The organism is Peijinzhouia sedimentorum, assembly GCF_049340005.1.
Lineage (GTDB): Bacteria > Bacteroidota > Bacteroidia > Cytophagales > Cyclobacteriaceae > CAXBDP01.
Window position 1 is genome coordinate 183,529 of the sequence record NZ_JBMPIY010000001.1, and the last position, 24,990, is coordinate 208,518.

The window sequence follows — 24,990 nt, forward strand, 5'->3', positions numbered from 1 at the left end:
CTAACATCTTCGAAATGTTTTTTTTAGGAAAAATATTTCGGATATTTGCAGCCTTAATCAAAATTTGAATCACTATTAAAGGAAGAAAAAAGTACACTCCGAGAGTAAGGGCTGAAGAACCTTACAGAGTCAACGAAAAAATTACGGCAAGAGAAGTCCGTGTAGTTGGTGAAAATGTAGAGGTTGGAGTTTATCCAATCCGCGAAGCATTGAAAATGGCTCAAGAGCAAAATCTTGATCTGGTAGAAATTTCAGGTAAAGCTGTTCCGCCAGTTTGTAAAATCACCGATTATTCGAAATTCAAGTACGAACAAAAGAAAAAGCAAAAAGAGATCAAAGCCAACGCGGCTAAGACTGTACTGAAAGAAGTACGTTTTGGGCCGAATACGGATGATCACGATTTTGATTTCAAAGTGAAGTACGCCATCAATTTCCTTAAAAGTGGGGCAAAAGTGAAAGCATATGTTCACTTTGTGGGTAGATCAATTGTTTTCAAGGATAGAGGTGAACACTTATTATTAAGGTTTGCTCAAGCACTTGAAGATTACGCGAAAGTGGAACAGTTACCAAAAATGGAAGGCAAAAGAATGTTTTTATTCTTAGCACCAAAACCGGCAACTAAAAAGTAGAATTAATTTTTATTCATTTATAAACCAACGACAAATGCCAAAGATGAAAACCAAGTCTGGAGCTAAAAAAAGGTTTAAGCTATCAGGTACTGGTAAAATCAGAAGGAAGCATGCTTACAAAAGTCACATCTTAACCAAGAAGTCGACTAAGAGAAAGCGTAATCTTACAAAGATGACGAATGTGCATTCTACTGACGACGCTCGTATCAGAGAAATGCTTTAAAAATCAATTATTTAGGTTCAATCGTTTCACCAGATCCCTGGTTCAATAAGTGCAATTAATGCCACCAGTGTTCAAAAAGACAAAAAAATGCCAAGATCAGTAAACCACGTCGCATCGCGAGCTCGTAGAAAACGAGTATTAAAGGCCGCAAAAGGATTTTTCGGCCGTGGCAAAAACGTACTAACCGTTGCCAAAAACAAAGTTCAAAAAGGTTTAGCTTACGCATACCGCGATAGAAAAGCCAAAAAGCGTGACTTTAGAGCGCTTTGGATTCAGCGTATTAATGCTGGAGCCAGACAACATGGAATGTCATATTCTCAATTTATCGGTAGCTTGAAAAAAGCTAATATCGATTTGAATCGTAAAGTATTGGCTGATTTAGCAATGAATCATCCAGAAGCTTTCAAAGCGATTGTAGATAAATTGAAGTAGATACAATTTATTAGATAGGGAGGAGCCTTGAGTTTTAAATAATTCAAGGCTTTTTCTTTTTTTTGAAATGGCCAGTTCTAATAACTAGGAAGAGAAAAATAAATGATTGCGAAAAGGTGAAAAAAAAGCCCTACAGATTGTAGAGCTTTTTGATGTAGCGAGAGGGAGATTTGAACTCCCGACCTCAGGGTTATGAATCCTGCGCTCTAACCAACTGAGCTACCTCGCCATATTTAGAAAGAAAATTTTCAAATGATTTCCTTCCGTTTTTAAGAGCTGCAAAGGTAGAAAAGCACTTTTATTTTTCCCAATGTAAATTGAAGTAAATTTATGTTGTGCATGTCGAAGTAAAAGTCTAAATTGTTCCACAACGTTTTTATATGAGTAAGTTTAAATTTATAGCAGAATTTCCGGTTAACGCCTCCAAAAAGATGCTCTATCCATACATAAGCACTGCGGGAGGACTTTCTCAATGGTTTGCCGACGACGTCAATATAGATGAGGATAAAGTTTTCAATTTCATTTGGGATAATGAAGACCATTTTGCTAAGCAAGTTTCCGCACGATCTAACCATCATGTGAAATTTGAATTCCTGCCAAATGGAAATCCAGAAGACGAAGAAGATCCAAGTTACTTCGAATTGAAATTAGAATTAAGTGAGCTCACAGAATCTGTTTACTTGAAAATTACCGATTATACGGATATTGACGACGAAGAAGAATTATTAGATGTTTGGGAGGGCTTGGTACACTCTTTGAAAGAGATTGTGGGAGGCTAAAAAGCAAAACAAAAGAACTACTTTTGTTGTCTCCCTTAGATTAAGCCCGGCTGGATTATGAAGAAAATAGATAAATTGGTTCTTGGCGCATTCGCCGGACCATTTTTTCTCACCCTTTTTATTGTCGTTTTCATACTACTTACTCCCATACTTATTAGGTATGGAGCAGAATTGGTCGGCAAGGATTTAGGCATTGCTATCATCCTTGAGCTGTTTGGTTATTTCAGTATCAAATCCACTCAGGAAGCCATTCCTCTTGCAATATTAATTGCCTCTCTTATCGCCTTTGGAAATTTGGGTGAGCATTCAGAAATCACCGCAATTAAAGGTGCAGGGATTTCCCTTGTTAGAATTCTCAGACCTGTTTTCTTCGTCATCCTCATTATTACGGCTTTTGCTTTTTACAATAACGATCAAGTTGTACCAAAAGCTAATTTAAAGGCATTCAGCTTATTATGGGATTTGAAACAAAAGAAGCCTTCATTAAATTTAAAGGAGGGAGCATTCTATTATGACATTCCCAACTTTAGTATAAAGGCTGAGAAAAAATATCCTGATGGATATATGAGCAAGATTTTGATTTATGACCATACAGGAAATAATGGGAATACAGACATAATAGTTGCTGATTCAGGTAGAATGTACACTTTCCATTATGATCAATATCTGATGTTGGATTTGTACGATGGTTATAGTTATTCGGAAGATCCTACAGCTGGCCCAAGGCAAAGTACTTATATAAATCGGCAGGATATCGGTGAGCTTTTCAGATCTCAATTCGATTCCTCCCGCTTGGTTTTTAGTTTGGAATCCTTTGAGCTTTCAAGGACCCGGGAGGAGCTGTTTTACGGCAGTCGTTTAATGAAGAATGTGAAGGAATTGCAAATAGCAGTTGATTCGGTTAATGTTGAAAAGTATTATGAACAGGTAAGGCTTTTTAGTATGGTTAATAATTCTTATAACTATTACCTTAATGGTAAATTTCAACTTGAAGAACCTGGATACATTGCTCAGCAAAAACTTTTGGCTCAAGAGCGACAAGCAGCAATTAGCTTATTGCCACAAGATACACTCAGTGCAGACTCTCTTATCAATGATTCTTTATTACCTGGAATTACAGATACTGTAATTCCAACGAAGGAAAATGATAATCAAGTTTTGATTGCCACAGCCAGAGCAAGGAGGGAGCGGGAGGAAAGGGATAGACTTACAAGTATAGCTGCAACAGAAACCCAACCTGAAATATTTTTTGGTTCCTTTGTCAATATTAAAAAACCTCTGAGTCTAGACACTCTACCTGATTTTAGAGAAGAAGATATGCTTTTCTTCCGTGAGGAGCTTAAGTCTGAATATGCTCAAGCGCGCTCATTAGGACAAGCATTGACTCAAGCTAGATTAGTGAAAACTCAAGTAGAAAGTATGGCCGAATCTATTAAGAATATAGAGCGTGAGGCCAATAAATACGATTTGGAGAAACATGGCAAATGGGCAAGAGCTTTTACGTGTATTGTGATGTTTCTTATTGGAGCACCGCTTGGTGCAATTATAAAGCGAGGTGGTTTAGGAATGCCCATTTTGGTATCTATTGGATTCTTTATTTTTTACTACACAGTATCAATTGTTGCTGAGAAATATGGGAAAGAAGGGATCCTTACTCCATTTGTTGCAGTTTGGCTCTCTAATTTTATTTTGCTTCCAGTGGGCTTATTTTTCTTACGTCAGGCAAGAATTGATGCTCGATTATTTGAAAGTGATTTCTACGCAATTTTGCTAGATAAATTCAAAAATGGATTCAGAAAAAAGTCCAAAGAACAAGCCCCTGAAATTGAATCATTGGACGATTTAGAAAACCTTATGGAGAGAAGATAATGGATAAATTCATGAGAAAAAATCCTCGTGCGAATCAATTATTGTCAGCCTTAATTGTTTGAAACTGACATATAAATAAGTACCTTTGCAGTTGTTTTTATTTTATCATAAATTTTAGACTAGTCATGTATTTAACGAAAGAGAAGAAACAAGATCTGTTCGCAAATCATGGTCGGTTAAAATCTAAGACGGATACTGGTTCTCCAGAGTCTCAGATTGCCCTGTTTACCTTCAGGATAAACCACCTCACCGAGCATCTTAAGAAAAACAAAAAGGATCACTCAACTCGTTTGGGCCTTTTGAAAATGGTAGGTAAAAGAAGAAGCTTTTTAAATTTCTTGTATAAGAATGATATCGAAAGATACAGGGCAGTACTAGAAGATCAAAAACTTCGTAAATAACACAAAGCAGGGATTCCTTAATTGGAGTCCCTCTTTTTGTTTTTCCACCATTACCTTAATTAAGGTATTAAATCATTAAATCGAATTAAAATCAAAATATGTTAAACGTTATCACGAAATCCCTAAGACTTGAAGATGGCAGGGAGATTACAATTGAAACAGGAAAATTAGCAAAACAAGCAGATGGGTCAGTAGTGTTAAGGATGGGCAATACTATGCTTTTAGCAACTGTAGTAGCCAAAAAAGAAGCAATGGAAGGTGTAGATTTTCTTCCACTTGCCGTTGATTATCAAGAGAAATTTGCCTCAGCTGGTAAGATTCCAGGAGGATTTTTGAAAAGAGAAGGAAGATTATCAGATCATGAAGTATTGATCTGCCGTATAGTAGATAGAGCAATAAGACCTTTATTTCCAGATGATTATCATGCTGATACTCAATTAGGAATTCAATTAATTTCTGCCGATAAAGATGTGTTGCCAGACGCATTGGCAGGCTTAGCAGCATCAGCTGCACTTATGGTTTCGGATATTCCATTTAATGGCCCTACAGCTGAAGTTAGAGTTGTATACCATAAAGGTGAATTTAAGATTAACCCTAATCAAGAAGTTATAGATGAGTCTGAATTGAATTTCATAGTAGCTGGTACGGCCAAAGATATTGGTATGGTAGAAGGCGAAGCTAATGAAATTACAGAAGAATTGATGGTAGAAGCTTTGGCTAAAGCTCATACCGTTATAAAGCAAATGTGTGCTTTTCAAGAAGAACTTCGTACAGCTGTTGGTAAAACAATCAGAGAATATTCTCATGAGACTCATGATGAAGAATTGAAAGCAAAAATTCACGCTGATTGTTATGATGCAGTGTATGCAGTAGCGGCCGCTGGAAATCCAAATAAGCATGAGCGTAGTGCAGGTTTCAAAGAAGTGAAAAATGCATTTATAGAATCACTTCCAGAAGATCATGAATACAACCCAGGTTTAATTTCAAGATATTTCCACGATGTGGAAAAAGAAGCTTGTCGTAACTTAGTTTTGAATGAGAAAAAGAGACTTGATGGAAGAAAGCCGAATGAAGTAAGACCAATCTGGTCTGAAATCGATTACTTACCATCTGCTCATGGCTCAGCGGTATTTACAAGAGGTGAAACTCAGTCATTGACAACAGTAACGTTAGGTACTAAGCTGGACGATCAAATGGTAGATCAGGCTATGTCATCTGGCTACAATAAATTTATGCTTCATTATAACTTCCCAGGTTTTTCTACTGGTGAAGTGAAGATGAATAGAGGTGTTGGTAGAAGAGAAGTTGGGCATGGTAACTTAGCCCTTAGAGCTCTGAAAAAAGTCCTCCCACCAACTTCAGAAAATCCATATACAATAAGAATTGTATCTGATATTTTAGAATCGAATGGTTCTTCATCTATGGCTACTGTTTGTGCAGGTTCTATGGCAATGATGGATGCTGGCATTCCAATTAGAGCTGCTGTATCAGGCATTGCAATGGGTATGATTTCCGATAGCAAAACTGGAAAATATACAGTTCTATCTGATATACTTGGAGATGAAGATCACTTAGGTGATATGGATTTTAAAGTAACAGGTACAAGCAAAGGTATTACGGCTTGCCAGATGGACATGAAGATTGAAGGTTTGTCCTTTGATGTTTTGAAAGAAGCTCTTTACCAAGCAAAAGAAGGTAGAGCTCATATCCTAAATGAAATGAATAAAACCATTTCTGCACCTAAAACTGACTATAAAGAAACTGCTCCAAGATTTGCAGTATTGAATATAGAAAGAGAGATGATTGGAGCTGTAATTGGGCCAGGAGGTAAAGTTGTTCAAGAAATTCAAAAAGAAACTGGTGCTACTGTATTAATCGAAGAGGTTGATAAAGGTGGTGTAGTAAGTATATTCTCTGTGAGCAAAGAAGCAATGGAAAATGCTCTTAGAAGAGTAAAAGCTATTGTTGCTGTTCCAGAGGTTGGCGAAGTATATGATGGAAAAGTGAAATCTATCCAACCTTACGGCGCATTTGTGGAAATTATGCCAGGCAAAGATGGCTTATTGCATATTTCTGAAGTGAAATGGGAAAGATTAGACTCATTAGAAGGCGTGCTTGAAGTAGGTGAAAATATCAAAGTGAAACTCTTAGATATTGACAAGAAAACTGGAAAATTCAAGTTATCTCGTAAGGTATTGTTACCTAAGCCAGAAAAAAGTCAGTCTTAATTTTAACAATTAATGACAATAGGAACTATAATTACTCAAGTCAACGTTGTTCGATACGAAAAACCCCCTAGTGAATGAGACAATTAAAAATTAGTAAACAGATTACGAATAGGGAAAGTCAGTCCCTAGATAAGTACTTACAAGAAATAGGTAAAGTTGACCTTTTAACACCAGATGAAGAGGTAGATTTAGCAAAAAGAATACGTGCCGGCGATCAACTTGCTCTTGAAAAACTTACTAAGGCAAACCTTAGATTCGTCGTTTCTGTTGCAAAACAATACCAAAACCAAGGCTTATCGCTAGGTGATTTGATCAATGAAGGAAACTTAGGCTTGATCAAAGCAGCACAGAGATTTGATGAAACTAGAGGGTTTAAGTTTATCTCTTACGCTGTGTGGTGGATTAGACAATCCATTTTGCAAGCTTTAGCTGAACAATCTCGTATTGTAAGATTACCTCTCAATAGAGTAGGTTCTCTTAATAAAATTTCGAAAACATTCTCAGAATTAGAGCAACGTTTCGAAAGAGAGCCAAGTCCTGAAGAGCTTGCTGAAGTATTAGAAGTGACAACTTCTGAGGTAGTAGATACCATGAAAATTTCTGGACGTCACGTATCAATGGATGCTCCGTTTGTTCAAGGTGAAGAAAATTCATTATTAGATGTATTGGAGAATGACATGGAAGTCACTCCAGACTCTGAATTAATGAATGATTCGCTACGTAAGGAAGTACAAAGAGCCTTGTCAACACTTACTCAGCGAGAAGCGGATGTAATCACATTATACTTCGGATTGAATGGTGAGCATAGTATGACTCTTGAAGAAATTGGAGAAAAATTCAATTTGACAAGAGAGCGTGTTAGGCAGATTAAAGAGAAGGCAATCAGAAGATTAAGACACACCAGCAGAAGTAAGGCTTTAAAACCTTATTTAGGTTAATGGTTCATTAATTTATAAAATATAAAGGTCTCCATTAATGGTGACCTTTTTCTTTTTAACAGAGAATATTGAAAATTTATCTTATTGTTTTTAAAACCCAACAATAAATGAGTGCAGAAAAAGTTACAGTATTGATCATAGGTTCAGGTCCTGCAGGATACACAGCAGCTATATATGCAGCAAGAGCTGGACTAAAGCCAGTAATGTATATGGGAAGTCAACCAGGCGGGCAACTTACCATTACTACTGATGTTGAAAATTACCCTGGATATCCAAATGGAATCCAAGGACCTGAAATGATGATGGAATTTCAGAAGCAAGCTGAAAGGTTTGGAACTGATGTACGTTATGGCATGGTTACAAAAGTTGATTTTTCAAGTTATCCGCACAAAGTAATCGTAGATGACGAAAAAGAAATTGAAGCTGAAGCAGTAATTATCGCTACAGGAGCATCTGCAAAATGGCTAGGATTACCTTCTGAAGAAAGACTCAATGGTAAAGGTGTTTCTGCTTGTGCAGTATGTGATGGTTTCTTCTTCAGAGGAAATGATGTGGTGGTAGTTGGCGCAGGTGATACAGCCTGTGAGGAAGCTAGTTACTTATCTAATATCTGTAGTAAAGTATATATGCTTGTTCGTAGAGATGAGATGAGAGCTTCGCAAATTATGCAAAAAAGAGTATTGACCAAATCAAATATAGAAGTGCTTTGGAATACTGAAGCAGAGGAAATATTGGGTGAAGATGAAGTGGAAGCCGTGAGAGTAGTAAATAACCAAACAGGTGAAAAAACTGAAATCAAAGCAAAAGGCTTTTTCATAGCAATTGGTCATGAGCCAAACACGGGTATATTCAAAGGAATTTTGGATATGGATGACCAAGGTTATTTAATCACCAAGCCGGGAAGTACCCGTACCAATATTGAAGGAGTATTTGCAAGTGGAGACGCACAAGATAAAATTTATCGCCAAGCAGTAACTGCAGCTGGCACAGGTTGCATGGCAGCCCTAGATGCAGAAAGATTTCTGGCAGAAAAACACATGGAATAATTAGCTAAATGAAACAAAATTTAATGAGAAGATGGACACCTTTTATTGTGATTTGTCTTCTCATTCTTATTGGTTCAAACCCTACTTTTGCCCAAAAAAAGCAAAGAAAAAAGACAACAAGCGATGTAATTCGCTTAAATGCCGAGCCTATTCCGGTAGCTGAAGATCCTTTTTATTATGAATTGGATCAAGTAGATATCGATTCAAAACTTAGAGAGAGTTTAATTGAATTTGAAAACTTTTTAAAGAAGGAGCGAAGTTTACTAGCTGAAGATTCAACCAATTGGATTGATAATACTCCAAAGTATGTTTCAATCACTGAAGAGTTGAAAATTGATTGCGTTTGGGTTAGCTCTTATGAATACTTTTCTGTCTGGGATTCATTTAAGCTTAATCCCTACGATGTAGATGTTACAAAATTGACTGATACGCTTACTTTGGCATTGTTCGATACCCTTGCTGGAAGGAAATGGGCAATGCCAATTAAAGTTAATAGAATTAGCTCTGACTTTGGGTTCCGTAGACTTCGGTGGCATTATGGACAAGACTTATCTTTAAATGTAGGAGATAGCATAGTGGCAGCTTTCGATGGGATTGTTAGAGTTCGACAATACGAAAGAAATGGATATGGCAACTACTTGGTTCTAAGGCATGCCAATGGATTGGAATCATTATATGGACACTTATCAAAATTTCTAGTAAGTGTTGGAGATGAAGTAAAAGCCGGCGATCTAATTGGACTAGGAGGGAATACAGGTCGAAGTACCGGGCCACATCTTCATTTTGAACTCAGATATCTAGGTAATGCCATCAATCCAAAATCAATCTATGATTTTGAAAAAGGAAACTTATTAGTCAAAGATTTACAAATCCATTCTGGCCTTTTTGATTATATAAAGGAAGCACGCAAAATCGTCTGGCATAGAGTGAAAAGTGGCGACACTTTAAGTCATATTAGTAGGAGATACGGTGTTTCCATAAATAAAATTGCCTCATTAAATGGTATATCCAGAAATAGTACCCTAAGAATTGGCCAAAGTTTAAGAGTTAATTAAAAACTCAAAACCTATCTTAGCTTAAATTTTAAACAATGAAATTAGACATACTAGCATTTGCAAGTCATCCTGACGATATAGAATTATCTTGTAGTGGAACAATCATCTCTCATATAAAGCAAGGTTATAAAGTTGGGATTGTTGATTTAACAAGAGGTGAATTAGGAACAAGAGGTACACCGGAAATTCGCTTAAAAGAATCAGAAGCTGCTTCAAAAATAATGGGAATTCATGCTCGTGAAAATCTAGGATTCAAAGACGGCTTTTTTGTGAATGATAAGGAGCATCAGCTTGAAATTGTAAAAATGATCCGCAAATATCAGCCTGAAATTGTGTTTGCCAACGCCATTTCAGACAGACATCCAGATCATGGAAAAGGAGCAGACGTAGTACGCGATGCAATATTTATTTCAGGACTTAGAATGGTTGCAACTGAGCTTGATGGCGAATTGCAAGAGCCATGGAGACCAAAAGTGGTTTACCATTACATCCAAAATAATTATATAAATCCAGATGTGATCGTGGATATATCTGAACATTGGGAAGGAAAGTTAGCCTCTATTAAAGCTTTCAAATCACAATTCTTCGATCCCAATAGTAAAGAGCCTCAGTCGTTTATATCAAGTCCTGAATTTATGAACTTCCTTGAAGCTAGAGCCAAGGAATTTGGCCATGCTATCAATAGCAAGTATGGCGAGGGTTTTACCGTTGCTCGGAAAATAGGCGTAAAAAATCTATTTGACTTAACTTAAGGCGCAAGACGGCCTATGGTCCAATCTTTAGAATTTTCATTTTGCTCATACACTATTCTATCATGAAGTCTGCTTGAGCGGCCTTGCCAAAATTCGAAATAATCAGGCTTTAGAATAAATCCACCCCAATTCTCAGGTCTGACTATTTCACGATCTTTGAAAGAATCAATCACTTTCGAGAATTCAGCTTCAAGCGTATCTCTCGATTTTATTTTCTTGCTTTGAGGTGAAGCAATTGCGCCCAATCTGCTAGAAACGGGTCTGGAATTAAAATATTCATCTGACATTTCAGGAGATACCTTTTCTACAACACCTTCGATTCGAATTTGTCTTTCTAGCTCCGGCCAAAAGAAAGTAATGCAAGCTTGAGGGTGTTTTATCAGTTCCTTTCCTTTACGACTATCATAGTTTGTATAAAACACCAAACCATTATTTTCGACACCTTTCAATAGTACGATTCTGCCAGAAGGTCTTCCTTTATCATCAACAGTTGCTATATGCATTGCTGTAGGTTCATGGAGTAAAGAATCCAGTGCTTCAGTCAACCAATTGTTAAACTGCTCAATAGGATCCTTACTAACCTCCCGCTCGTCCAAGCTCTTCAAGGTGTATTCTTGTCTAATTGCTGCGATGTCTTTATTCATATCTCCAATATGTATTCTATATAACTCGTACAAAAGTAAAAAAGAGGTATTTATAATATCACTTATTAATCAATTTGTTTCAAAGCTTTCATTTTCATTTACCTCCAAGAAAGCGGGAGGAATTTTACTTTTTGATTTTCAAGTGGAATATCCTATGTTTCGGCGAGAGAGACTTAAATATTTTTAATTATGCTCATGAAACCAAGTAATATTCATAAACCGAAAAGAGGAGATTTCTTAATTTCCGAACCATTTATGAACGATCCAAATTTTGGACGGACAGTGGTATATTTATGTGAGCATAATGAAGAAGGGTCTTTTGGATTTATAATTAATCGGCCAACTGAAGTGAAAGTCTGTGATATTCTCGATATTGCAGAGTTTTGTGAAGAAAAAGTATTTGTTGGCGGTCCTGTAGAACAAAATACATTACATTTCATCTTAAGAGGGGATAAAGGGATTGAAGGTTCGGTAGAAATTGCTGATAATATATATTGGGGAGGCAATTTTGATCAATTACTTTCTAAGATGGAAAATAAAGTGATTGCTGGCCAGGACATCCGCTTTTTTGTAGGATATTCGGGCTGGTCTGATGGACAACTGGATACAGAAATGGGAGAAGGGTCTTGGATAGTGCAAAAAAAACCAGACCCAAGTTTACTTTTCGATCTAGAATCGGAGCAACAATGGCGGGAGGTTTTAAGGAGTATGGGAGGGGAATTTAAAGTAATTGCAAATTACCCAACCGATCCACGACTAAATTAAATGCTTTTTATAATTTTGATGCTTAATTTGTCAAGGAATTTGGAATAGACATGACGACGGAAAAAGAAAATAACGAAGAATTGGATAAGAACGGAACGGTAGACCAACCGGAAAACACATCAGCTGAAAAGGCTATGGATGGTAATCAAGAAGAGCAGAAAAGTGTAGAAAACACTGAAAGTAACTCTGAAGTTAAAGATGAGCAAAAATCTGAAAATGAGGAGACTAAAAGTGAAGATTCTGATGATAAATCAGAAACACCTACTGAACCTGTAGCAGAAGCTGAGTCGGAAGCGAAAGTAGAAACTCCAGCAGAACCTGCTGTAGAAGCTAATTCAGAACCGAAAGCTGAGGCAGAGCAAAATCAGGAAGAAGATGATTCTTCTGACGATGATTCTAATAGTCAAGATGATGACACTGAAGTAGACTATCATGATATGTCTAATGCTCAGATTGCAGAATTGCTTGAGGGATTGTTATCAAGTAGTGATTTCAAAAAGGTAAATGAAATTAGTAAAGCCGTTCAACCAATTTTTTACGAGCAGAAGGACAAATTGCAAAAGGAAGCTCTTGACAAATTTGTTGCTGAAGGTGGAGTAGAAGATGACTTCGAAATGCATTGGGATGAAGAAATCCAGCGAATTGAAGTCAGTCTTAAGTCATTGCGAGAAAAGAAAAGCCAGCATTTTCATCAAATAGAAAAAGAACGTACTGATAATTTAAAAGCCAAAAATACCGTTCTTGAGAAATTGAGAGAGCTAGTAGATGGTGAAGAAACAGTAACAAGTATTAAGGCGATCAAAGAAATTCAGAATGAGTGGAAAAAAATTGGCCAAATACCTGCGGCTCAATTAAAACCACTTTGGGCGAGTTATAATGCATTAATGGATCGTTTCTATGATCAGCGCACAATATACTTCGAGCTTAAGGAGCTTGACAGAAAGAAAAATCTAGAAGCAAAAGCTGAAATCTGTGAGAAAGCAGAAAAGCTAGATGATGAAAAAGATATTCGTGTTGCTATTCGTGAATTAAACGATCTGCACGAAGAATTTAAGCATATTGGCCCTGTACCACAAGAAGAGCAGCAAGCCCTTTGGGATCGCTTTAAAAATGCTTCAGATAAGATATATGCCAAACGCAAGCAATTTAACGAAGTAGTTAAAAAGGAGCTTTTCGCAAATCTTGACAAAAAGGTAGAATTAGTAAAAGAAGTTGAAGCATTTTTAAGTTTTGATTCAGAAAGAATCAATGAATGGAATGCGAAAACGAAAGAATTGCTAGAGCTACAAAAGAAGTGGGAAGCAGTTGGCGGAATGCCGAAAGAGAAAGCTAAGGAAGTAAATAAGCAGTTTTGGTCTTCATTTAAAGGTTTCTTCCAAAATAAGAACCAATTTTTCAAAAACTTAGAGGCGAAAAGAGAAGAGAACCTAGCATTGAAAAATGCATTGGTTGAAAAGGCAGTTGAGCTTTCTCAAAGCGATGAGTTTGATAAAACGGCTCAAGCACTTAAAAAGCTTCAAGCAGAATGGAGAGAAATAGGTCCAGTACCCGAAAAGGTGAAGGACAGTATTTATAAGAAGTTCAAAAAAGCTTGTGATACTTTCTTCTCTAAGCGTAGAGAGCAAGCCAAAATAGGTGAGCAGGAGTATGTAGAGAATTTGAAGCAAAAAGAAGCCCTCTGCGAGGAGTTAGAAACTGCAGCCAAAGCAGGCAAGGCAGATTCGGACTTAATAGAAACATATCTACATAGATGGTCTACCATTGGCTTTGTGCCAAAAGAAAATATCCGTAAGATTCAGAATAGATTCAATAGTGCCATCGAAGCTTATGCCGGCTCATTGAAAGGTTTGGATCAAGAAGATGTTGATCAGCTTAAAGTAAAAGTGAAACTTTATAAGCTCAAAACTGAGCCTGATGCTAATCGCAAGATTAATCAGAAGGAGGGAGGCATTAGAAAAAGAATTCAAGCCATTGAGAACGATATTTCCTTATGGAAAAACAATCTTGAGTTCTTTGCCAATTCATTGCAAGCAGACAAGCTTAAAAAGGATTTTGAAGTAAGAATTGAGAAAGCTCAAGAAGAAGCTGACGAGTTGAGACGTCAACTTGAGGTTTTGAAAGAACTTTGAAAAAAAAGTTAAAAAATCCTTTGCAACAAAAAACAGCTTTCCTACATTTGCACTCGCTAAACGGGAAACACGGCAGTCAAAAAGCTAAAATTTCCTGATTCAGTAGAAGGCCTCCTTAGCTCAGCTGGTAGAGCAACTGACTTGTAATCAGTAGGTCGTTGGTTCGATCCCGACAGGAGGCTCTTGATAATAAGGCAGTTACGTTAAATCGTAACTGCCTTTTTTTGTTTATGTATTTCACGATTGATTGACCCAATTGCATGTGTCAATAAAAATCCAATTTTCTTATTGATCCTAATCAAATACCATTAGTAAAGACATTTGCTGATTTTCAATAAAAAAAGCCCAGACAGGTTTCACTATCAGGGCTTTAAAAATAAATCACTATTCATTTCGAAACTGCTCGTAGCAACTAGGTTTTTTCAACCCAAATTCTTTCTAAAAAAAGCGACAGTTCGCGACCAAGCTAATTTCGCACCTTCCTCATCGTATCGCGGTGTGCTATGATTATGGAAACCATGATTCAGTCCTTCATAAAAATGGACTTCATAGGATTTGCCATTTGCATCTAAGGCTTTTTTATAGTCTTCCCAACCGGCATTTACTCTTGTGTCTAGAGATGCATAATGAAGTTGCAATGGAGCCTGAATGGAAGGAACATCCTCTGCAGATGCTTGGCTGCCATAATAGGGAACAGCTGCTTTCAAACCTGGAACGCGTACTGCCATCATATTTGAAATCCAGCCACCAAAGCAAAAACCTACGACACCTACATTGCCATTACATTCAGGGTGGTTTTTTAAAGCTTCATATCCTGCAATGAAATCTTCTAACATCTCATCTCTATTACGTTTGGATTGCATGGTGCGTCCTTCATCATCAGTACCAGGATAACCACCAAAAGGAGTAAGGGCATCTGGAGCTAAAGCAATAAAACCATCTATAGCACATTGATGCGCCACATCTTCAATGTAAGGGTTTAGCCCTCTATTTTCATGTACTACCAATATACCAGGTAATTTTCCACTGGCTTCAGACGGCCTCGTAAATAATGCTTTCATTTCTCCAGCACCTTTGGGTGAGGAATAAGTGATATATTCTGCACGTAAGCGCTCATCCTTGTTATCAAAACGCTTTGTTTTTACATAATCAGGCAGCATAAAACTCATTAAGGACGCAGCTGTAATACCTCCCGCTGTATATAGAGAAAGCTTCTCCATAAATTCCCTTCTATTAATTTTATTATGAGCATAGGCATCATATAGATCAAATACTTCCTGTTTTACATCTTCCTTTTTTAGTGGCTTTTTCATAATATTTTATTTTACAAGGCTTTGATATCTAAATATAAGCTAATTGATGAAATATTGTTAATATGAGCAAGAGGATTTGTTAAATATGTAATTGGCAAAGCTGCAAACAGGTCGCTCCGACGGAGCTCAATAAAATAAAATTAGAATGAATTTGGTTTTCTACAAACAGGACGCTCCTAGGGAGCTAATCATAATTTAGGTTGTTTGCTGAGCTATAAACTGTTCGATGAAGCTATTGGATAAAATTTGATATTTAACATACAGGCCGCTCCTACGGAGCTAATTCCGTTAGGGTTGGATTTAGTTTTTACCAACAGCACTCTTACGGAGCTACAAGGATATTTTGTCCAATAGGAGTGACCAACCAGAATTTTCCTACGGAGCTAGTATTACTAATTATATCTGTTTTCAGAGCAGAAATTGTGACGAACCTACAAGGATATTTCATCCATATTATTTCTACCAGCTCCATCGAAGCGAACTAATTTTGTAGCATTAAAGACATTTCCCACTGCCACAGCTCTGTAGAAGCATGCTGTCTGTAGCTACAAGGAAATTTCCAAAGCCACAGCTCCATAGGAGCGATCTGCTTGTAGCAAGATTATCCCATCAATAGCTCCGTAGGAGCGACCCGTTTGTAGCAATAAAGATATTCCCATTCCCACAGCTCCATAGGAGCGTCCTGTTTGTAGCAATAAGGATCTTCCCACCAACCCAGCTCCATAGGAGCGACCTGTATGTTCGGGAATTAGAACAGGCATTTTTAATGAAAATTTAATTGAAAATTGACACCAAATAATTAAATTAACATTCAGCTCGAATTTAGCGCATTGCTATTGTGGCTGAATAATAGCTTAATGAAAAACAACATGTTCGTATAAGCTTTGTGAAAAAGCAATCACCGAATCCAAAAAGGTGGCAAACCATAATGTTATGGCTAATACCTATTCACAAATCTACATTCAAATTGTATTTGCGGTAAAAGGTCGTCAAAGCCTCATTCCAAAAAAACACCGTGAAGAATTACAAAAATACATTTCAGGAATTATTACCCTTCGAGGTCAAAAACTTCTGTCCATTTTTGCCATGCCAGATCATGTCCATTTATTGGTAGGCTTAAACCCGAATATTAGAGTTTCAGAATTAGTAAGAGATATCAAGGCAGGTTCATCAAAATTCATGTCGGATAATCGTTGGATGACTGGAAAATTTAGTTGGCAAGAAGGCTATGGCGCATTTTCGTATTCAAAAAGTCAAATTGATGCGGTGATAAAATATATTTCAAATCAAGAAGAACATCATAAAAAGAAAACATTTCGGGAAGAGTATTTAGACTTTTTGAAAAAATTTGAAATTGATTATGATGAAAAATATTTATTCGATTGGTTGAATTAGGGTAATAAACAGCTATAGACAGGTCACTCCTACGGAGCTAGAAAGATATTTTACACTATAGTACTACAAACAGAATGCTCCTATGGAGCTAAACATCATAATTTAGGGTTGTTTGCTGAGCCACAAACAGTCCGATGGAGCTACGAAGATATTTCGCCTATAGAGAAGAGCTACAAATAAATCGCTCTTATGGAGCAAAAAAAACAGATCTCGGTGCTTCTATGGAATTGTACATTTATTCTTCCATGTAACTAGCTAGCTCCGTAGGAGCGACCCGTTTGTAGCAATAAAGATATTCCCATTCCCACAGCTCCATCGGAGCGATCTGTTTGTGGCATCAGGAAACCAAAAATCACAAAAAAGCCCTGATAGATTTCTCTACCAGGGCTATATATGTATATGGTTGGGTTGATTATTACATCATTCCACCCATGCCACCGCCACCCATTGGAGGCATAGCATTTTCTTTTTCTTCTGGATCATCCGCAACTACACATTCTGTAGTAAGTAGGAGAGAAGAGATAGAAGCGGCATTCTCAAGAGCCATACGTGTAACCATTGTTGGGTCAATTACACCAGCAGCAATTAGGTTTTCGTAAATGTCTTCACGAGCGTTGTAGCCGTAATCACCTTTACCTTCTCTTACTTTATTAATAACTACCGAGCCTTCTGCACCTGCATTTTGAACGATAGTGCGTAGTGGAGATTCAAGAGCTAAACGGATAATATTTACACCGATTGCTTCATCTTCATTATGCGTTTTTACTTTGTCTAGAGAGTCGATAGCGCGAAGTAGCGCAATACCACCACCCGCAACTACACCTTCGCGTACAGCGGCACGAGTTGCGTGCAATGCATCATCTACTCTATCTTTCTTCTCTTTCATTTCTACTTCAGTAGCAGCACCAATGTAAAGGATAGCTACACCACCAGAAAGCTTAGCAAGTCTTTCTTGTAGTTTTTCTTTGTCGTAGTCAGAAGTAGTTTTCTCAATCTGAGCTTTGATTTCGTTAACTCTAGCTTTGATATGGTCAGCTTTACCAGCACCATTTACAATTGTAGTGTTATCCTTATCAATATTTACTTTATCAGCAGTACCTAGGTAGTCAAGTGTAGCGTTTTCTAGTTTGTAACCTCTTTCTTCAGAAATTACTGTACCACCAGTAAGGATAGCAATATCCTCAAGCATTGCTTTACGACGGTCGCCGAAGCCTGGAGCTTTCACTGCAGCAACTTTCAGTGCGCCACGGATTTTGTTTACAACCAAAGTAGCCAAAGCTTCACCTTCTACATCTTCAGAGATAATCAAAAGAGGTTTGCCAGTTTGCGCTACAGGCTCAAGAATTGGAAGAAGCTCCTTCATTGAGGAAATCTTCTTGTCATAAATAAGGATATATGGATTCTCCAATTCAGCTTCCATCTTTTCAGAGTTGGTCACGAAGTATGGAGATAAGTAACCACGATCGAACTGCATACCTTCTACAGTTTTCACTTCAGTTTCGGTACCTTTTGCTTCTTCTACAGTAATTACGCCGTCTTTACCTACTTTGTCCATCGCATCTGCAATCATTTTACCGATAGCTGAATCGTTGTTGGCAGATATAGTAGCAACTTGTTCTATTTCTTTAGAAGTATCAATTGTTTTTGATTGCTTCTTCAGGTTTTCAACAACAGCAATTACTGCTTTGTCGATACCTCTTTTCAGATCCATTGGATTAGCGCCTGCAGTCACGTTTTTGATACCGTGAGTGAAGATAGACTGCGCAAGTACTGTTGCAGTAGTAGTACCATCACCAGCGTTGTCAGCTGTTTTAGAAGCTACTTCTTTCACCAATTGAGCACCCATGTTTTCCACAGGGTCTTTCAATTCAATTTCCTTTGCTACTGTTACACCATCTTTTGTAACTGCTGGTGCACCAAATTTCTTATCGATTATCACATTGCGACCTTTTGGTCCCAAAGTTACTTTCACTGCATTAGCAAGAGTATCAACTCCTTTTTTTAGAGATTCTCTAGCTTTCTGATCGAAATAAATCAATTTTGACATAGTTGATTCTAATTTAAAATTTTAAGTTTTGTTTGATTAAACGATAGCGAAGATATCAGACTCACGCATGATAAGAAGATCTTTCCCATCAATAGTGATCTCAGTGCCAGCATATTTGCCATAAAGCACAGTATCGCCAGCTTTCACAGTGAGTGGCTCATCTTTTTTACCATCGCCTACTGCCAGTATGGTTCCTCTTTGAGGTTTTTCTTTGGCAGAGTCTGGAATAATTAATCCTGAAGCTGTTTTTTCTTCCGCCTGTGCAGGCTCTACGATAACGCGATCTGCTAAAGGTTTAATGTTAATTTTAGACATAATGGTTAGATATTTTGATTGTTAATTATTGTATTAGAATACGGCTCCCTCATTGCACTTTTTATGCCATTGCCTTTGCTGTCAGTCTTTCTACACAAATTGTCAGTTTTTGTATGTCAGGCTATATTTTAGGGAAGATTTTAGCGTCAATTCATCATTGAGATTTTAAAAATTCGCTCAAATGTGGACAATAAAAAAGAGCAGCTTTTTGGGCTGCTCTCATGTATTTTTAAAAAGGCGGGAGGGAAATTATTCTCCGCCTGTAGTATCACCCTCAGTAACTTCTTCAATAAGCTCTTCCAAATTTTCAGTAGGAGGAGTTTGCTCTTGATTTTCAAATGTTGGAAGTGTTCCTTGTTCTGTCGCTCTTTGGATATTTGGACTTGTAATGCCTGCATCTTTTAAGCTATCTGTAATCATGAATTTGGTTGATACAGTTAGTAACATTAATGAGATCGCTAGACCCCAAGTAAGTTTCTCAAGGAAATCACTTGTTTTCTTCACACCCATAACTTGACTTGCGCTTCCACCAAATTGGCTACCAACACCACCTTTGGAGTTTTGAGCTAATACTACCAAGATGAGTAGTAGAGAAACAATTACAATTAAAACGATAATAAACGTAAACATATTCTTTAATTTCTTTTCAGTTCTTCAATTCGACCCGCAAAGTAAGTTCTTTTTTCAGGATATTTCAAAATTAATTTCTCGTAAATCCGAATCGCCTTCCCTTTTTTTCCTTGCTTTTCGAATACTATAGCCAAATTTTCACTCGCAATATTATCTGACAGCTTTACACTTTCTGACGACAAATCCTTTTGAACTTCTGTTTCGGAATCAATCGTCCTATTAGGTTTGATTCCGCCAATATTGGATTTAATGAAATTGTCGATGATTTGCTTTTGCTCTTCGAATTTGGAAGGAGCTAATGTGGGTTCTATTTCGTTAGTTTCTTTATCCTCCCGCTGTTCTTTTCTATGGATTTCTGCAATCATATCGATATTGCCAGTCTCTTCCATTATAATGGTTTCAACTTCATCAATTATATCTTCTTTTTCTGTAAAGCTTAATTGCTGTGCTTGTTCTGGCGTAAATTCCATTAATGATTTAAGCACTAGCCTATCAGGGGAAGCAATAGCCGCAGAATGAAGTCTATTAGTTTGATCTGGCAGATTTAGCTCCAAAGCAGCTTTAGCCATTATCATTTTCAATGTAGAAAAGTAAGGATGCTTAGCTACAATCTTGTCCATTTTCTCAAACTCTTTAAAGCTAATCTGATAAGGATGAGTCAATAAATGTAGTAATTCCTTCTTCTTCACTGTTTAAGATTTTTTTGCGAGCCTCAAATTAGTGAAAAGCTTACCAAGTAGCCACAGATTGATTAAAAATATCGAATACAATTTGTTCGAATATCAAATCGATAAGTCGAGGTTCTTCTGCTGGAAGGGTGGTTTGGCGAGGATCATAGTCGCCAAAAAAGCTAAATTCCTTGTCAAAATTCACCGTTTCGTCTACAGTATTCTGATAATTTACTCTCACAGAAATGGTCAATCTCATCAAACCGGCTTCATCACCTTGGCCAGCTCTATCAGCCGAAGTAATCGCTTGCGGATTATTTCTGTACGATTTGATTTCACCTTCCAAATGTAAATCTCCATTTGATGGCACCAATTGCAGTTGGGTATTTCGCTGAAAATAATCTCTTAGCTTTTCTGAAAAAATTTGACTCATATTAGACGGACCACCAACAGATTGTGGGTCACTAGCCGACTCGTCAGGAAAATTGCTGATTGAGATAGTTTGAATTTGAGTATAATCGATGGAAATCCCTGTAAATGAATAAACACCGCAACCTGTGATAAAAATACTTGATACCACAAGAACTACAATTACACGAAAAACAACATGCTTAATTGATTTCATATTGCTTTATCTTTCTGTAAAGTGTTCGTTCTGAAATACCTAAATCGGCAGCGGCGTATTTACGCTTATTGTTATTTCTATTCAAGGCTTTTATAATCATTTCCTTTTCCTTTTTCTCTAACGAAAGAGATTCATCTTCTTCACTATGCTGGATATCTTCTACCTTTGCTAACTCGTAGTCATCCTCATCTTCATCTTTTCTATTACCGATCAGAATTTGAGAATTGCTAGAATCAGTTTGGTTACTAGTAGGTTTGAAATCAAATAACTCAGGGTGATCTCCAATCATTTCTCTACCATAGCTATCTTCTTTTAGCAAATTATGTACTAGCTTTTTCAGATCAATTACATCCTTTTTTAAATCAAATAATACCTTGTAGAGAATATCTCTTTCACTGAAATTTTCCTGACTACTATTGCTGCCTTTGAAAAGGGCAGGCGTACTTGGTGCATTTTCCGGTAAATACTTTAGTAAGCAGGCTTCATCTATGTCTCGCTCCATTTCAAGTACAGACATCTGCTCTACTAAGTTTTTCAACTGGCGAATATTACCTGGAAAGCGATATTGCTTAAGTCTGTTTTCAGCAGCTTCATTAAGTTTAAGCGGTTTCACTCTGTATTTTTCAGAAAAATCTGCTGCAAACTTTTTGAAGAGAAGTATTGAATCATCACCTCTTTCTCGTAAGCTTGGGACATATATCGGGATGGTGCTTAATCTGTAATAGAGATCCTCTCTGAATTTGCCACTTTCTACAGCACCAATCAAATTGATATTGGTAGCGGCAATTACACGCACATCAGTTTTGAGGACTTTGGAAGAACCTACTTTTATAAACTCACCATTTTCTAAGACTCTTAGCAATCTTGCTTGAGTACCCAAAGGCATTTCGCCGATTTCATCGAGGAAGATAGTACCGCCATTGGTAACTTCAAAATAGCCTTTGCGCGACTCATGAGCACCTGTAAATGAGCCTTTTTCGTGCCCAAAAAGTTCAGAATCAATTGTTCCTTCAGGAATAGCTCCACAGTTGACAGCAATAAATTGCCCATGCTTGCGATGGCTAAGCTGATGGATGATTTTGGAAAATGATTCTTTACCGCTACCACTTTCGCCTGTAATGAGTACTGTCATATCTGTAGCAGCTACTTGTGCAGCTACTTCTATCGCATGATTAAGCTTTGGGGAATGGCCGATAATTCCAAACCGTTGCTTGATACTTTGTATATCCAAGTTGATGGAAATTAATGATTAATCTTCTATTACAGTTCCAAATAAAGTTGCTGCAGAACATTCATTCACCAGCACATTTACATATTCTCCTTTTTTGTGATTGCCTTTTGAGAAAATCACTACTTTGTTGGAGGAAGTTCTTCCTTGCAGTTGATCTTCGGAACGGCGGGAGGGACCTTCTATTAGGATCTTATGAACCTTGCCTACTTCCAACTGATTTCTGTAATGACCGTGTTCTCTCTGTTTTGCGATGATTTCAGCAAGTCTTCTCTTTTTTACTTCCTCTGGAATATCATCTTCTAGTTTTTTTGCAGCCAAAGTTCCAGGGCGTTCCGAATAGAAGAACATATATGAGAAATCGTATTTCACGTAGTCCATCAAAGTCAATGTATCTTGATGTTCTTCTTCTGTTTCTGTACAGAAGCCTGCAATCATATCTGATGAAATGCCACAATCTTCGCCAATAATTCTGCGGATAGCATCTACTCTATTGATATACCATTCGCGCGTGTAGGTACGGTTCATCAAATCTAGCACACGACTATTGCCACTTTGGGCTGGTAGATGAATGTAATTGCAGATGTTTTCGTATTTGGCAATCGTTTCTAACACTTGATCCGTAATGTCTTTTGGATGCGAAGTGGAAAACCTCACCCTCAAATCTGGCGACACCAATGCAACCATTTCAAGTAGGTTTGCGAAGTTTACAATCTCTACTTCCTCCCGCTTTTCTATTTTCTCAAGTTTAGCTTTATTGTTTTGCTCTGGAGACCATTTGTATGAATCTACATTTTGTCCCAAAAGAGTAACTTCTCTGAATCCTTTTTCAAATAAATCTTTTGCTTCAGATACAATCGAATGTGGATCTCTACTTCTTTCTCTTCCTCTTGTAAAAGGTACCACGCAGAATGAACACATATTATCACAGCCACGCATTATGGAAATGAAAGCAGTAATCCCGTTACTATTCAGTCTTACGGGACTAATATCAGCATAAGTTTCGTCACGAGACAAAAATACATTTACAGCCTTTTGGCCATCATCAGCACTTTGGATAAGTGTAGGCAAATCGCGATAAGCATCCGGACCGGCAACTATGTCAACAATTTTTTCTTCTTCGAGCAATTGCTCCTTTAGACGCTCAGCCATACAGCCCAATACACCAATTACAAGCTCGGGCTTTCTTCTTTTAAGGCTATTGAATTGATGAAGACGAGTTCTTACGGTTTGCTCAGCCTTTTCCCTGATACTACAAGTATTTAGAAATATAAGATCTGCTGAATCTGGATCCGATGTAGTATCAAATCCTTCCTTATGCATAATAGAACTCACTATTTCGCTGTCGGAGAAGTTCATCTGGCAGCCATAGCTTTCTATATATAATTTGCGGTTTTTTCCTGTGTTGGAGTTTTCGGTTGTTTTGATTGTTTCGCAGGCTTCTTGGTTGTTTTCCTGCAATACATCCAATGTATTTATAATCTGTGTCATGCGTATACTGTGTCCAATTTTCCAATTGCAAAGATAAGGATAATTGATAAGAATGACAGAATGACAGATTAATCTTCCTTAATTTTTACGTCTAATATTTTTTGAATTGAACGAGTTTTTAGCAAACATTCCTCATATTCTTGTTCAGCTACAGAATCCCAAGTTATGGCACTGCCAGCTTGCCATGAGATTTTTTGTGATTCGCTAGAATAATAGATACTTCTGATAATCACATTGAAATCGAAATTGCCATTGGGCAGAAAGAATCCAGCGGCACCTGAAAAGATACTTCGTTTAGCATTTTCATAGTGTTCAATCATTTTCATAGCCATGATTTTTGGAGCGCCAGTCATGCTTCCCATAGGGAATGCCAATTCGATTGCCTCTAAAGGACTTCTATCTGGAGAAAGGCGGGAGGTAATGGTCGAAATCATTTGATGGACTTGATCGAAGCTATAGATTTTGAATAATTCTTCAGCCTCGATACTGCCTAAAATGGAGGAACGCGTGAGATCATTGCGAACTAAATCTACAATCATCATATTCTCGGCAATTTCCTTTTCACTCTCTTGCAATTGCTTTTTGAGAGTCTCATCTTCAGTATTATCATTGCCACGTCTGATTGTGCCTTTTATGGGTTGAGAAATAAGTTTTCCATTCTCATATTTTAGAAATCTTTCTGGTGATGCACATACCAAATAATCTAATTCCATTTTCAGTAAGCAGGAAAATGGCATTGGAGATTCCTTGCTCAATTGCCAATATGCTTGAATAGGATCAAAAGCTTGTGCTATGGAGCTGAATTCGATACAGAAATTCAATTCATAAAAATCACCTTCTAAAATATGCTGTCTGATTTTCTCTACTTTTTCTAGATATTCAGTTCTACTCATATTCATCGAAACCTCTGCAATTTTACTTTGAGTAAATGGAATAGATTGCGCCAAAATCGATTCAAAAACCTCATCTGGATGAGAGGAAGTAATTTCTACAAAATCAGATTTTACGGAAACTATAACTTCAGCTTCGAAGAAAAATAACTTTGGAAAGGAATGATAACTTGGGTTTTCACTTTCTAAATCCTCCAATTCATTTTTCAAATCATACCCGAAAAAGCCCGCTAGGTGAATTCCTTTGTCTATAAATTTTTGTAATTGTGGAAAGGAGGGAAGATCGGGATTGATATTGCATGCTTTCCCAGCCATCAAGACTTTGGGGAAACTTTTGTGGGGATATTCAATTCCATGACCATTGTAAAAGCCAAAGCATGGATGATTGTGATTTGCCCAATAGCAAGCTTTCTTCCAAAAGTTAGAATCAGATGTTGAGTAGCTTTTTGTCAATGGGCTCAAATTTTCTGTAAAAATAGAAAAGGCCGGATAAATCCG

Annotated in this window: 25 protein-coding genes and 2 tRNA genes; 15 read left to right on the forward strand and 12 right to left on the reverse strand. The window is 37.3% G+C overall.

What is annotated here, in order from left to right:
* The first annotated feature begins 74 nt into the window (after positions 1–74).
* The 3 genes from infC (at position 75) to rplT (ending at position 1,284) form a co-directional block, all read left to right on the forward strand.
* On the forward strand, positions 75–629 hold the full coding sequence (infC, locus tag ACOXY8_RS00855) for a translation initiation factor IF-3 (protein WP_458330092.1): 555 nt from the start codon (positions 75–77) through the stop codon (positions 627–629).
* A gap of 34 nt (positions 630–663) precedes the next feature.
* The gene (gene rpmI, locus ACOXY8_RS00860; RefSeq protein WP_458329663.1) at positions 664–852 is read left to right on the forward strand and encodes a 50S ribosomal protein L35; all 189 of its coding nucleotides are present in this window, start codon (positions 664–666) and stop codon (positions 850–852) included.
* Between the two features lie 87 nt (positions 853–939).
* A complete protein-coding gene (gene rplT / locus ACOXY8_RS00865) occupies positions 940–1,284 on the forward strand; it encodes a 50S ribosomal protein L20 (RefSeq protein WP_458329664.1) in 345 nt (114 codons plus the stop codon).
* Positions 1,285–1,439: 155 nt separating this feature from the next.
* On the opposite strand, the gene ACOXY8_RS00870 is transcribed toward rplT, so the two are convergent.
* Positions 1,440–1,513: transfer RNA gene (locus tag ACOXY8_RS00870), tRNA-Met, on the reverse strand.
* Positions 1,514–1,664: 151 nt separating this feature from the next.
* On the opposite strand from ACOXY8_RS00870, the gene ACOXY8_RS00875 reads away from it, so the two are divergent.
* The 8 genes from ACOXY8_RS00875 to bshB1 all read left to right on the forward strand — a co-directional run bounded on the left by ACOXY8_RS00875 (position 1,665) and on the right by bshB1 (position 10,352).
* Entirely contained in the window at positions 1,665–2,063 is a 399-nt protein-coding gene (locus tag ACOXY8_RS00875; protein WP_458329665.1) for an START-like domain-containing protein, read from the forward strand.
* Between the two features lie 57 nt (positions 2,064–2,120).
* A complete protein-coding gene (locus ACOXY8_RS00880; protein ID WP_458329666.1) occupies positions 2,121–3,932 on the forward strand; it encodes an LptF/LptG family permease in 1,812 nt (603 codons plus the stop codon).
* A 125-nt stretch (positions 3,933–4,057) separates the two neighbouring features.
* Positions 4,058–4,333, forward strand: a complete 276-nt coding sequence (gene rpsO, locus ACOXY8_RS00885; RefSeq protein WP_458329667.1) for a 30S ribosomal protein S15 — start codon at positions 4,058–4,060, stop codon at positions 4,331–4,333.
* Between the two features lie 98 nt (positions 4,334–4,431).
* Complete coding sequence (gene pnp, locus ACOXY8_RS00890; RefSeq protein ID WP_458329668.1) at positions 4,432–6,561, forward strand: polyribonucleotide nucleotidyltransferase; 2,130 nt, start codon at positions 4,432–4,434, stop codon at positions 6,559–6,561.
* A 74-nt stretch (positions 6,562–6,635) separates the two neighbouring features.
* Positions 6,636–7,499 (forward strand): sigma-70 family RNA polymerase sigma factor, encoded by an 864-nt coding sequence (locus tag ACOXY8_RS00895; protein WP_458329669.1) that lies wholly within the window; start codon positions 6,636–6,638, stop codon positions 7,497–7,499.
* 107 nt (positions 7,500–7,606) lie between these two features.
* Complete coding sequence (trxB, locus tag ACOXY8_RS00900; RefSeq protein WP_458329670.1) at positions 7,607–8,545, forward strand: thioredoxin-disulfide reductase; 939 nt, start codon at positions 7,607–7,609, stop codon at positions 8,543–8,545.
* An 8-nt stretch (positions 8,546–8,553) separates the two neighbouring features.
* A complete protein-coding gene (locus ACOXY8_RS00905) occupies positions 8,554–9,600 on the forward strand; it encodes a peptidoglycan DD-metalloendopeptidase family protein (protein ID WP_458329671.1) in 1,047 nt (348 codons plus the stop codon).
* 35 nt (positions 9,601–9,635) lie between these two features.
* On the forward strand, positions 9,636–10,352 hold the full coding sequence (gene bshB1 / locus ACOXY8_RS00910; protein WP_458329672.1) for a bacillithiol biosynthesis deacetylase BshB1: 717 nt from the start codon (positions 9,636–9,638) through the stop codon (positions 10,350–10,352).
* Here the strand turns inward: bshB1 and pdxH are convergent.
* Entirely contained in the window at positions 10,349–10,996 is a 648-nt protein-coding gene (gene pdxH / locus ACOXY8_RS00915; protein WP_458329673.1) for a pyridoxamine 5'-phosphate oxidase, read from the reverse strand. The genes bshB1 and pdxH overlap by 4 nt on opposite strands.
* A gap of 189 nt (positions 10,997–11,185) precedes the next feature.
* On the opposite strand from pdxH, the gene ACOXY8_RS00920 reads away from it, so the two are divergent.
* From ACOXY8_RS00920 to ACOXY8_RS00930, 3 genes are all read left to right on the forward strand, one after another.
* Entirely contained in the window at positions 11,186–11,761 is a 576-nt protein-coding gene (locus ACOXY8_RS00920; protein WP_458329674.1) for a YqgE/AlgH family protein, read from the forward strand.
* A 50-nt stretch (positions 11,762–11,811) separates the two neighbouring features.
* Complete coding sequence (locus tag ACOXY8_RS00925) at positions 11,812–13,890, forward strand: DUF349 domain-containing protein (protein WP_458329675.1); 2,079 nt, start codon at positions 11,812–11,814, stop codon at positions 13,888–13,890.
* A gap of 109 nt (positions 13,891–13,999) precedes the next feature.
* Positions 14,000–14,072: transfer RNA gene (locus ACOXY8_RS00930), tRNA-Thr, on the forward strand.
* Between the two features lie 240 nt (positions 14,073–14,312).
* On the opposite strand, the gene ACOXY8_RS00935 is transcribed toward ACOXY8_RS00930, so the two are convergent.
* Both ACOXY8_RS00935 and ACOXY8_RS00940 read right to left on the reverse strand, forming a co-directional pair.
* Positions 14,313–15,203, reverse strand: a complete 891-nt coding sequence (locus tag ACOXY8_RS00935) for a dienelactone hydrolase family protein (RefSeq protein WP_458329676.1) — start codon at positions 15,201–15,203, stop codon at positions 14,313–14,315.
* A gap of 545 nt (positions 15,204–15,748) precedes the next feature.
* Positions 15,749–15,964 (reverse strand): hypothetical protein, encoded by a 216-nt coding sequence (locus ACOXY8_RS00940; RefSeq protein WP_458329677.1) that lies wholly within the window; start codon positions 15,962–15,964, stop codon positions 15,749–15,751.
* A gap of 172 nt (positions 15,965–16,136) precedes the next feature.
* On the opposite strand from ACOXY8_RS00940, the gene tnpA reads away from it, so the two are divergent.
* Positions 16,137–16,598, forward strand: a complete 462-nt coding sequence (gene tnpA / locus ACOXY8_RS00945; RefSeq protein WP_458329678.1) for an IS200/IS605 family transposase — start codon at positions 16,137–16,139, stop codon at positions 16,596–16,598.
* Between the two features lie 415 nt (positions 16,599–17,013).
* On the opposite strand, the gene groL is transcribed toward tnpA, so the two are convergent.
* The 8 genes from groL to ACOXY8_RS00985 all read right to left on the reverse strand — a co-directional run bounded on the left by groL (position 17,014) and on the right by ACOXY8_RS00985 (position 24,807).
* Complete coding sequence (gene groL / locus ACOXY8_RS00950) at positions 17,014–18,645, reverse strand: chaperonin GroEL (protein ID WP_458329679.1); 1,632 nt, start codon at positions 18,643–18,645, stop codon at positions 17,014–17,016.
* A 36-nt stretch (positions 18,646–18,681) separates the two neighbouring features.
* The gene (locus ACOXY8_RS00955; protein ID WP_458329680.1) at positions 18,682–18,960 is read right to left on the reverse strand and encodes a co-chaperone GroES; all 279 of its coding nucleotides are present in this window, start codon (positions 18,958–18,960) and stop codon (positions 18,682–18,684) included.
* 249 nt (positions 18,961–19,209) lie between these two features.
* A complete protein-coding gene (secG, locus tag ACOXY8_RS00960; RefSeq protein ID WP_458329681.1) occupies positions 19,210–19,590 on the reverse strand; it encodes a preprotein translocase subunit SecG in 381 nt (126 codons plus the stop codon).
* Between the two features lie 5 nt (positions 19,591–19,595).
* Positions 19,596–20,279 carry a tetratricopeptide repeat protein gene (locus ACOXY8_RS00965; RefSeq protein ID WP_458329682.1) on the reverse strand — a complete coding sequence of 228 codons (684 nt, stop codon included), beginning with the start codon at positions 20,277–20,279 and terminating at the stop codon, positions 19,596–19,598.
* A 40-nt stretch (positions 20,280–20,319) separates the two neighbouring features.
* On the reverse strand, positions 20,320–20,883 hold the full coding sequence (locus tag ACOXY8_RS00970; RefSeq protein WP_458329683.1) for an LptE family protein: 564 nt from the start codon (positions 20,881–20,883) through the stop codon (positions 20,320–20,322).
* Entirely contained in the window at positions 20,870–22,114 is a 1,245-nt protein-coding gene (locus ACOXY8_RS00975; RefSeq protein ID WP_458329684.1) for a sigma-54 interaction domain-containing protein, read from the reverse strand. The genes ACOXY8_RS00970 and ACOXY8_RS00975 overlap by 14 nt, the downstream gene beginning before the upstream one ends.
* Positions 22,115–22,132: 18 nt before the next feature.
* Positions 22,133–23,602 carry a tRNA (N6-isopentenyl adenosine(37)-C2)-methylthiotransferase MiaB gene (miaB, locus tag ACOXY8_RS00980; RefSeq protein ID WP_458329685.1) on the reverse strand — a complete coding sequence of 490 codons (1,470 nt, stop codon included), beginning with the start codon at positions 23,600–23,602 and terminating at the stop codon, positions 22,133–22,135.
* A 68-nt stretch (positions 23,603–23,670) separates the two neighbouring features.
* Positions 23,671–24,807, reverse strand: coding sequence for an anthranilate synthase component I family protein (locus tag ACOXY8_RS00985; protein ID WP_458329686.1), 1,137 nt, complete (start codon positions 24,805–24,807; stop codon positions 23,671–23,673).
* Positions 24,808–24,990 lie beyond the last annotated feature (183 nt).

Bases quoted from the DNA above. Each gene is read 5' to 3' on its own strand.
- rpmI (WP_458329663.1), top strand. From the start codon at position 664: ATGCCAAAGATGAAAACCAAGTCTGGAGCTAAAAAAAGGTTTAAGCTA.
- rplT (WP_458329664.1), top strand. From the start codon at position 940: ATGCCAAGATCAGTAAACCACGTCGCATCGCGAGCTCGTAGAAAACGA.
- ACOXY8_RS00875 (WP_458329665.1), top strand. From the start codon at position 1,665: ATGAGTAAGTTTAAATTTATAGCAGAATTTCCGGTTAACGCCTCCAAA.
- ACOXY8_RS00880 (WP_458329666.1), top strand. From the start codon at position 2,121: ATGAAGAAAATAGATAAATTGGTTCTTGGCGCATTCGCCGGACCATTT.
- rpsO (WP_458329667.1), top strand. From the start codon at position 4,058: ATGTATTTAACGAAAGAGAAGAAACAAGATCTGTTCGCAAATCATGGT.
- pnp (WP_458329668.1), top strand. From the start codon at position 4,432: ATGTTAAACGTTATCACGAAATCCCTAAGACTTGAAGATGGCAGGGAG.
- ACOXY8_RS00895 (WP_458329669.1), top strand. From the start codon at position 6,636: ATGAGACAATTAAAAATTAGTAAACAGATTACGAATAGGGAAAGTCAG.
- trxB (WP_458329670.1), top strand. From the start codon at position 7,607: ATGAGTGCAGAAAAAGTTACAGTATTGATCATAGGTTCAGGTCCTGCA.
- ACOXY8_RS00905 (WP_458329671.1), top strand. From the start codon at position 8,554: ATGAAACAAAATTTAATGAGAAGATGGACACCTTTTATTGTGATTTGT.
- bshB1 (WP_458329672.1), top strand. From the start codon at position 9,636: ATGAAATTAGACATACTAGCATTTGCAAGTCATCCTGACGATATAGAA.
- pdxH (WP_458329673.1), bottom strand. From the start codon at position 10,996: ATGAATAAAGACATCGCAGCAATTAGACAAGAATACACCTTGAAGAGC.
- ACOXY8_RS00920 (WP_458329674.1), top strand. From the start codon at position 11,186: ATGCTCATGAAACCAAGTAATATTCATAAACCGAAAAGAGGAGATTTC.
- ACOXY8_RS00925 (WP_458329675.1), top strand. From the start codon at position 11,812: ATGACGACGGAAAAAGAAAATAACGAAGAATTGGATAAGAACGGAACG.
- ACOXY8_RS00935 (WP_458329676.1), bottom strand. From the start codon at position 15,203: ATGAAAAAGCCACTAAAAAAGGAAGATGTAAAACAGGAAGTATTTGAT.
- ACOXY8_RS00940 (WP_458329677.1), bottom strand. From the start codon at position 15,964: ATGCCTGTTCTAATTCCCGAACATACAGGTCGCTCCTATGGAGCTGGG.
- tnpA (WP_458329678.1), top strand. From the start codon at position 16,137: ATGGCTAATACCTATTCACAAATCTACATTCAAATTGTATTTGCGGTA.
- groL (WP_458329679.1), bottom strand. From the start codon at position 18,645: ATGTCAAAATTGATTTATTTCGATCAGAAAGCTAGAGAATCTCTAAAA.
- ACOXY8_RS00955 (WP_458329680.1), bottom strand. From the start codon at position 18,960: ATGTCTAAAATTAACATTAAACCTTTAGCAGATCGCGTTATCGTAGAG.
- secG (WP_458329681.1), bottom strand. From the start codon at position 19,590: ATGTTTACGTTTATTATCGTTTTAATTGTAATTGTTTCTCTACTACTC.
- ACOXY8_RS00970 (WP_458329683.1), bottom strand. From the start codon at position 20,883: ATGAAATCAATTAAGCATGTTGTTTTTCGTGTAATTGTAGTTCTTGTG.
- miaB (WP_458329685.1), bottom strand. From the start codon at position 23,602: ATGACACAGATTATAAATACATTGGATGTATTGCAGGAAAACAACCAA.
- ACOXY8_RS00985 (WP_458329686.1), bottom strand. From the start codon at position 24,807: ATGGCTGGGAAAGCATGCAATATCAATCCCGATCTTCCCTCCTTTCCA.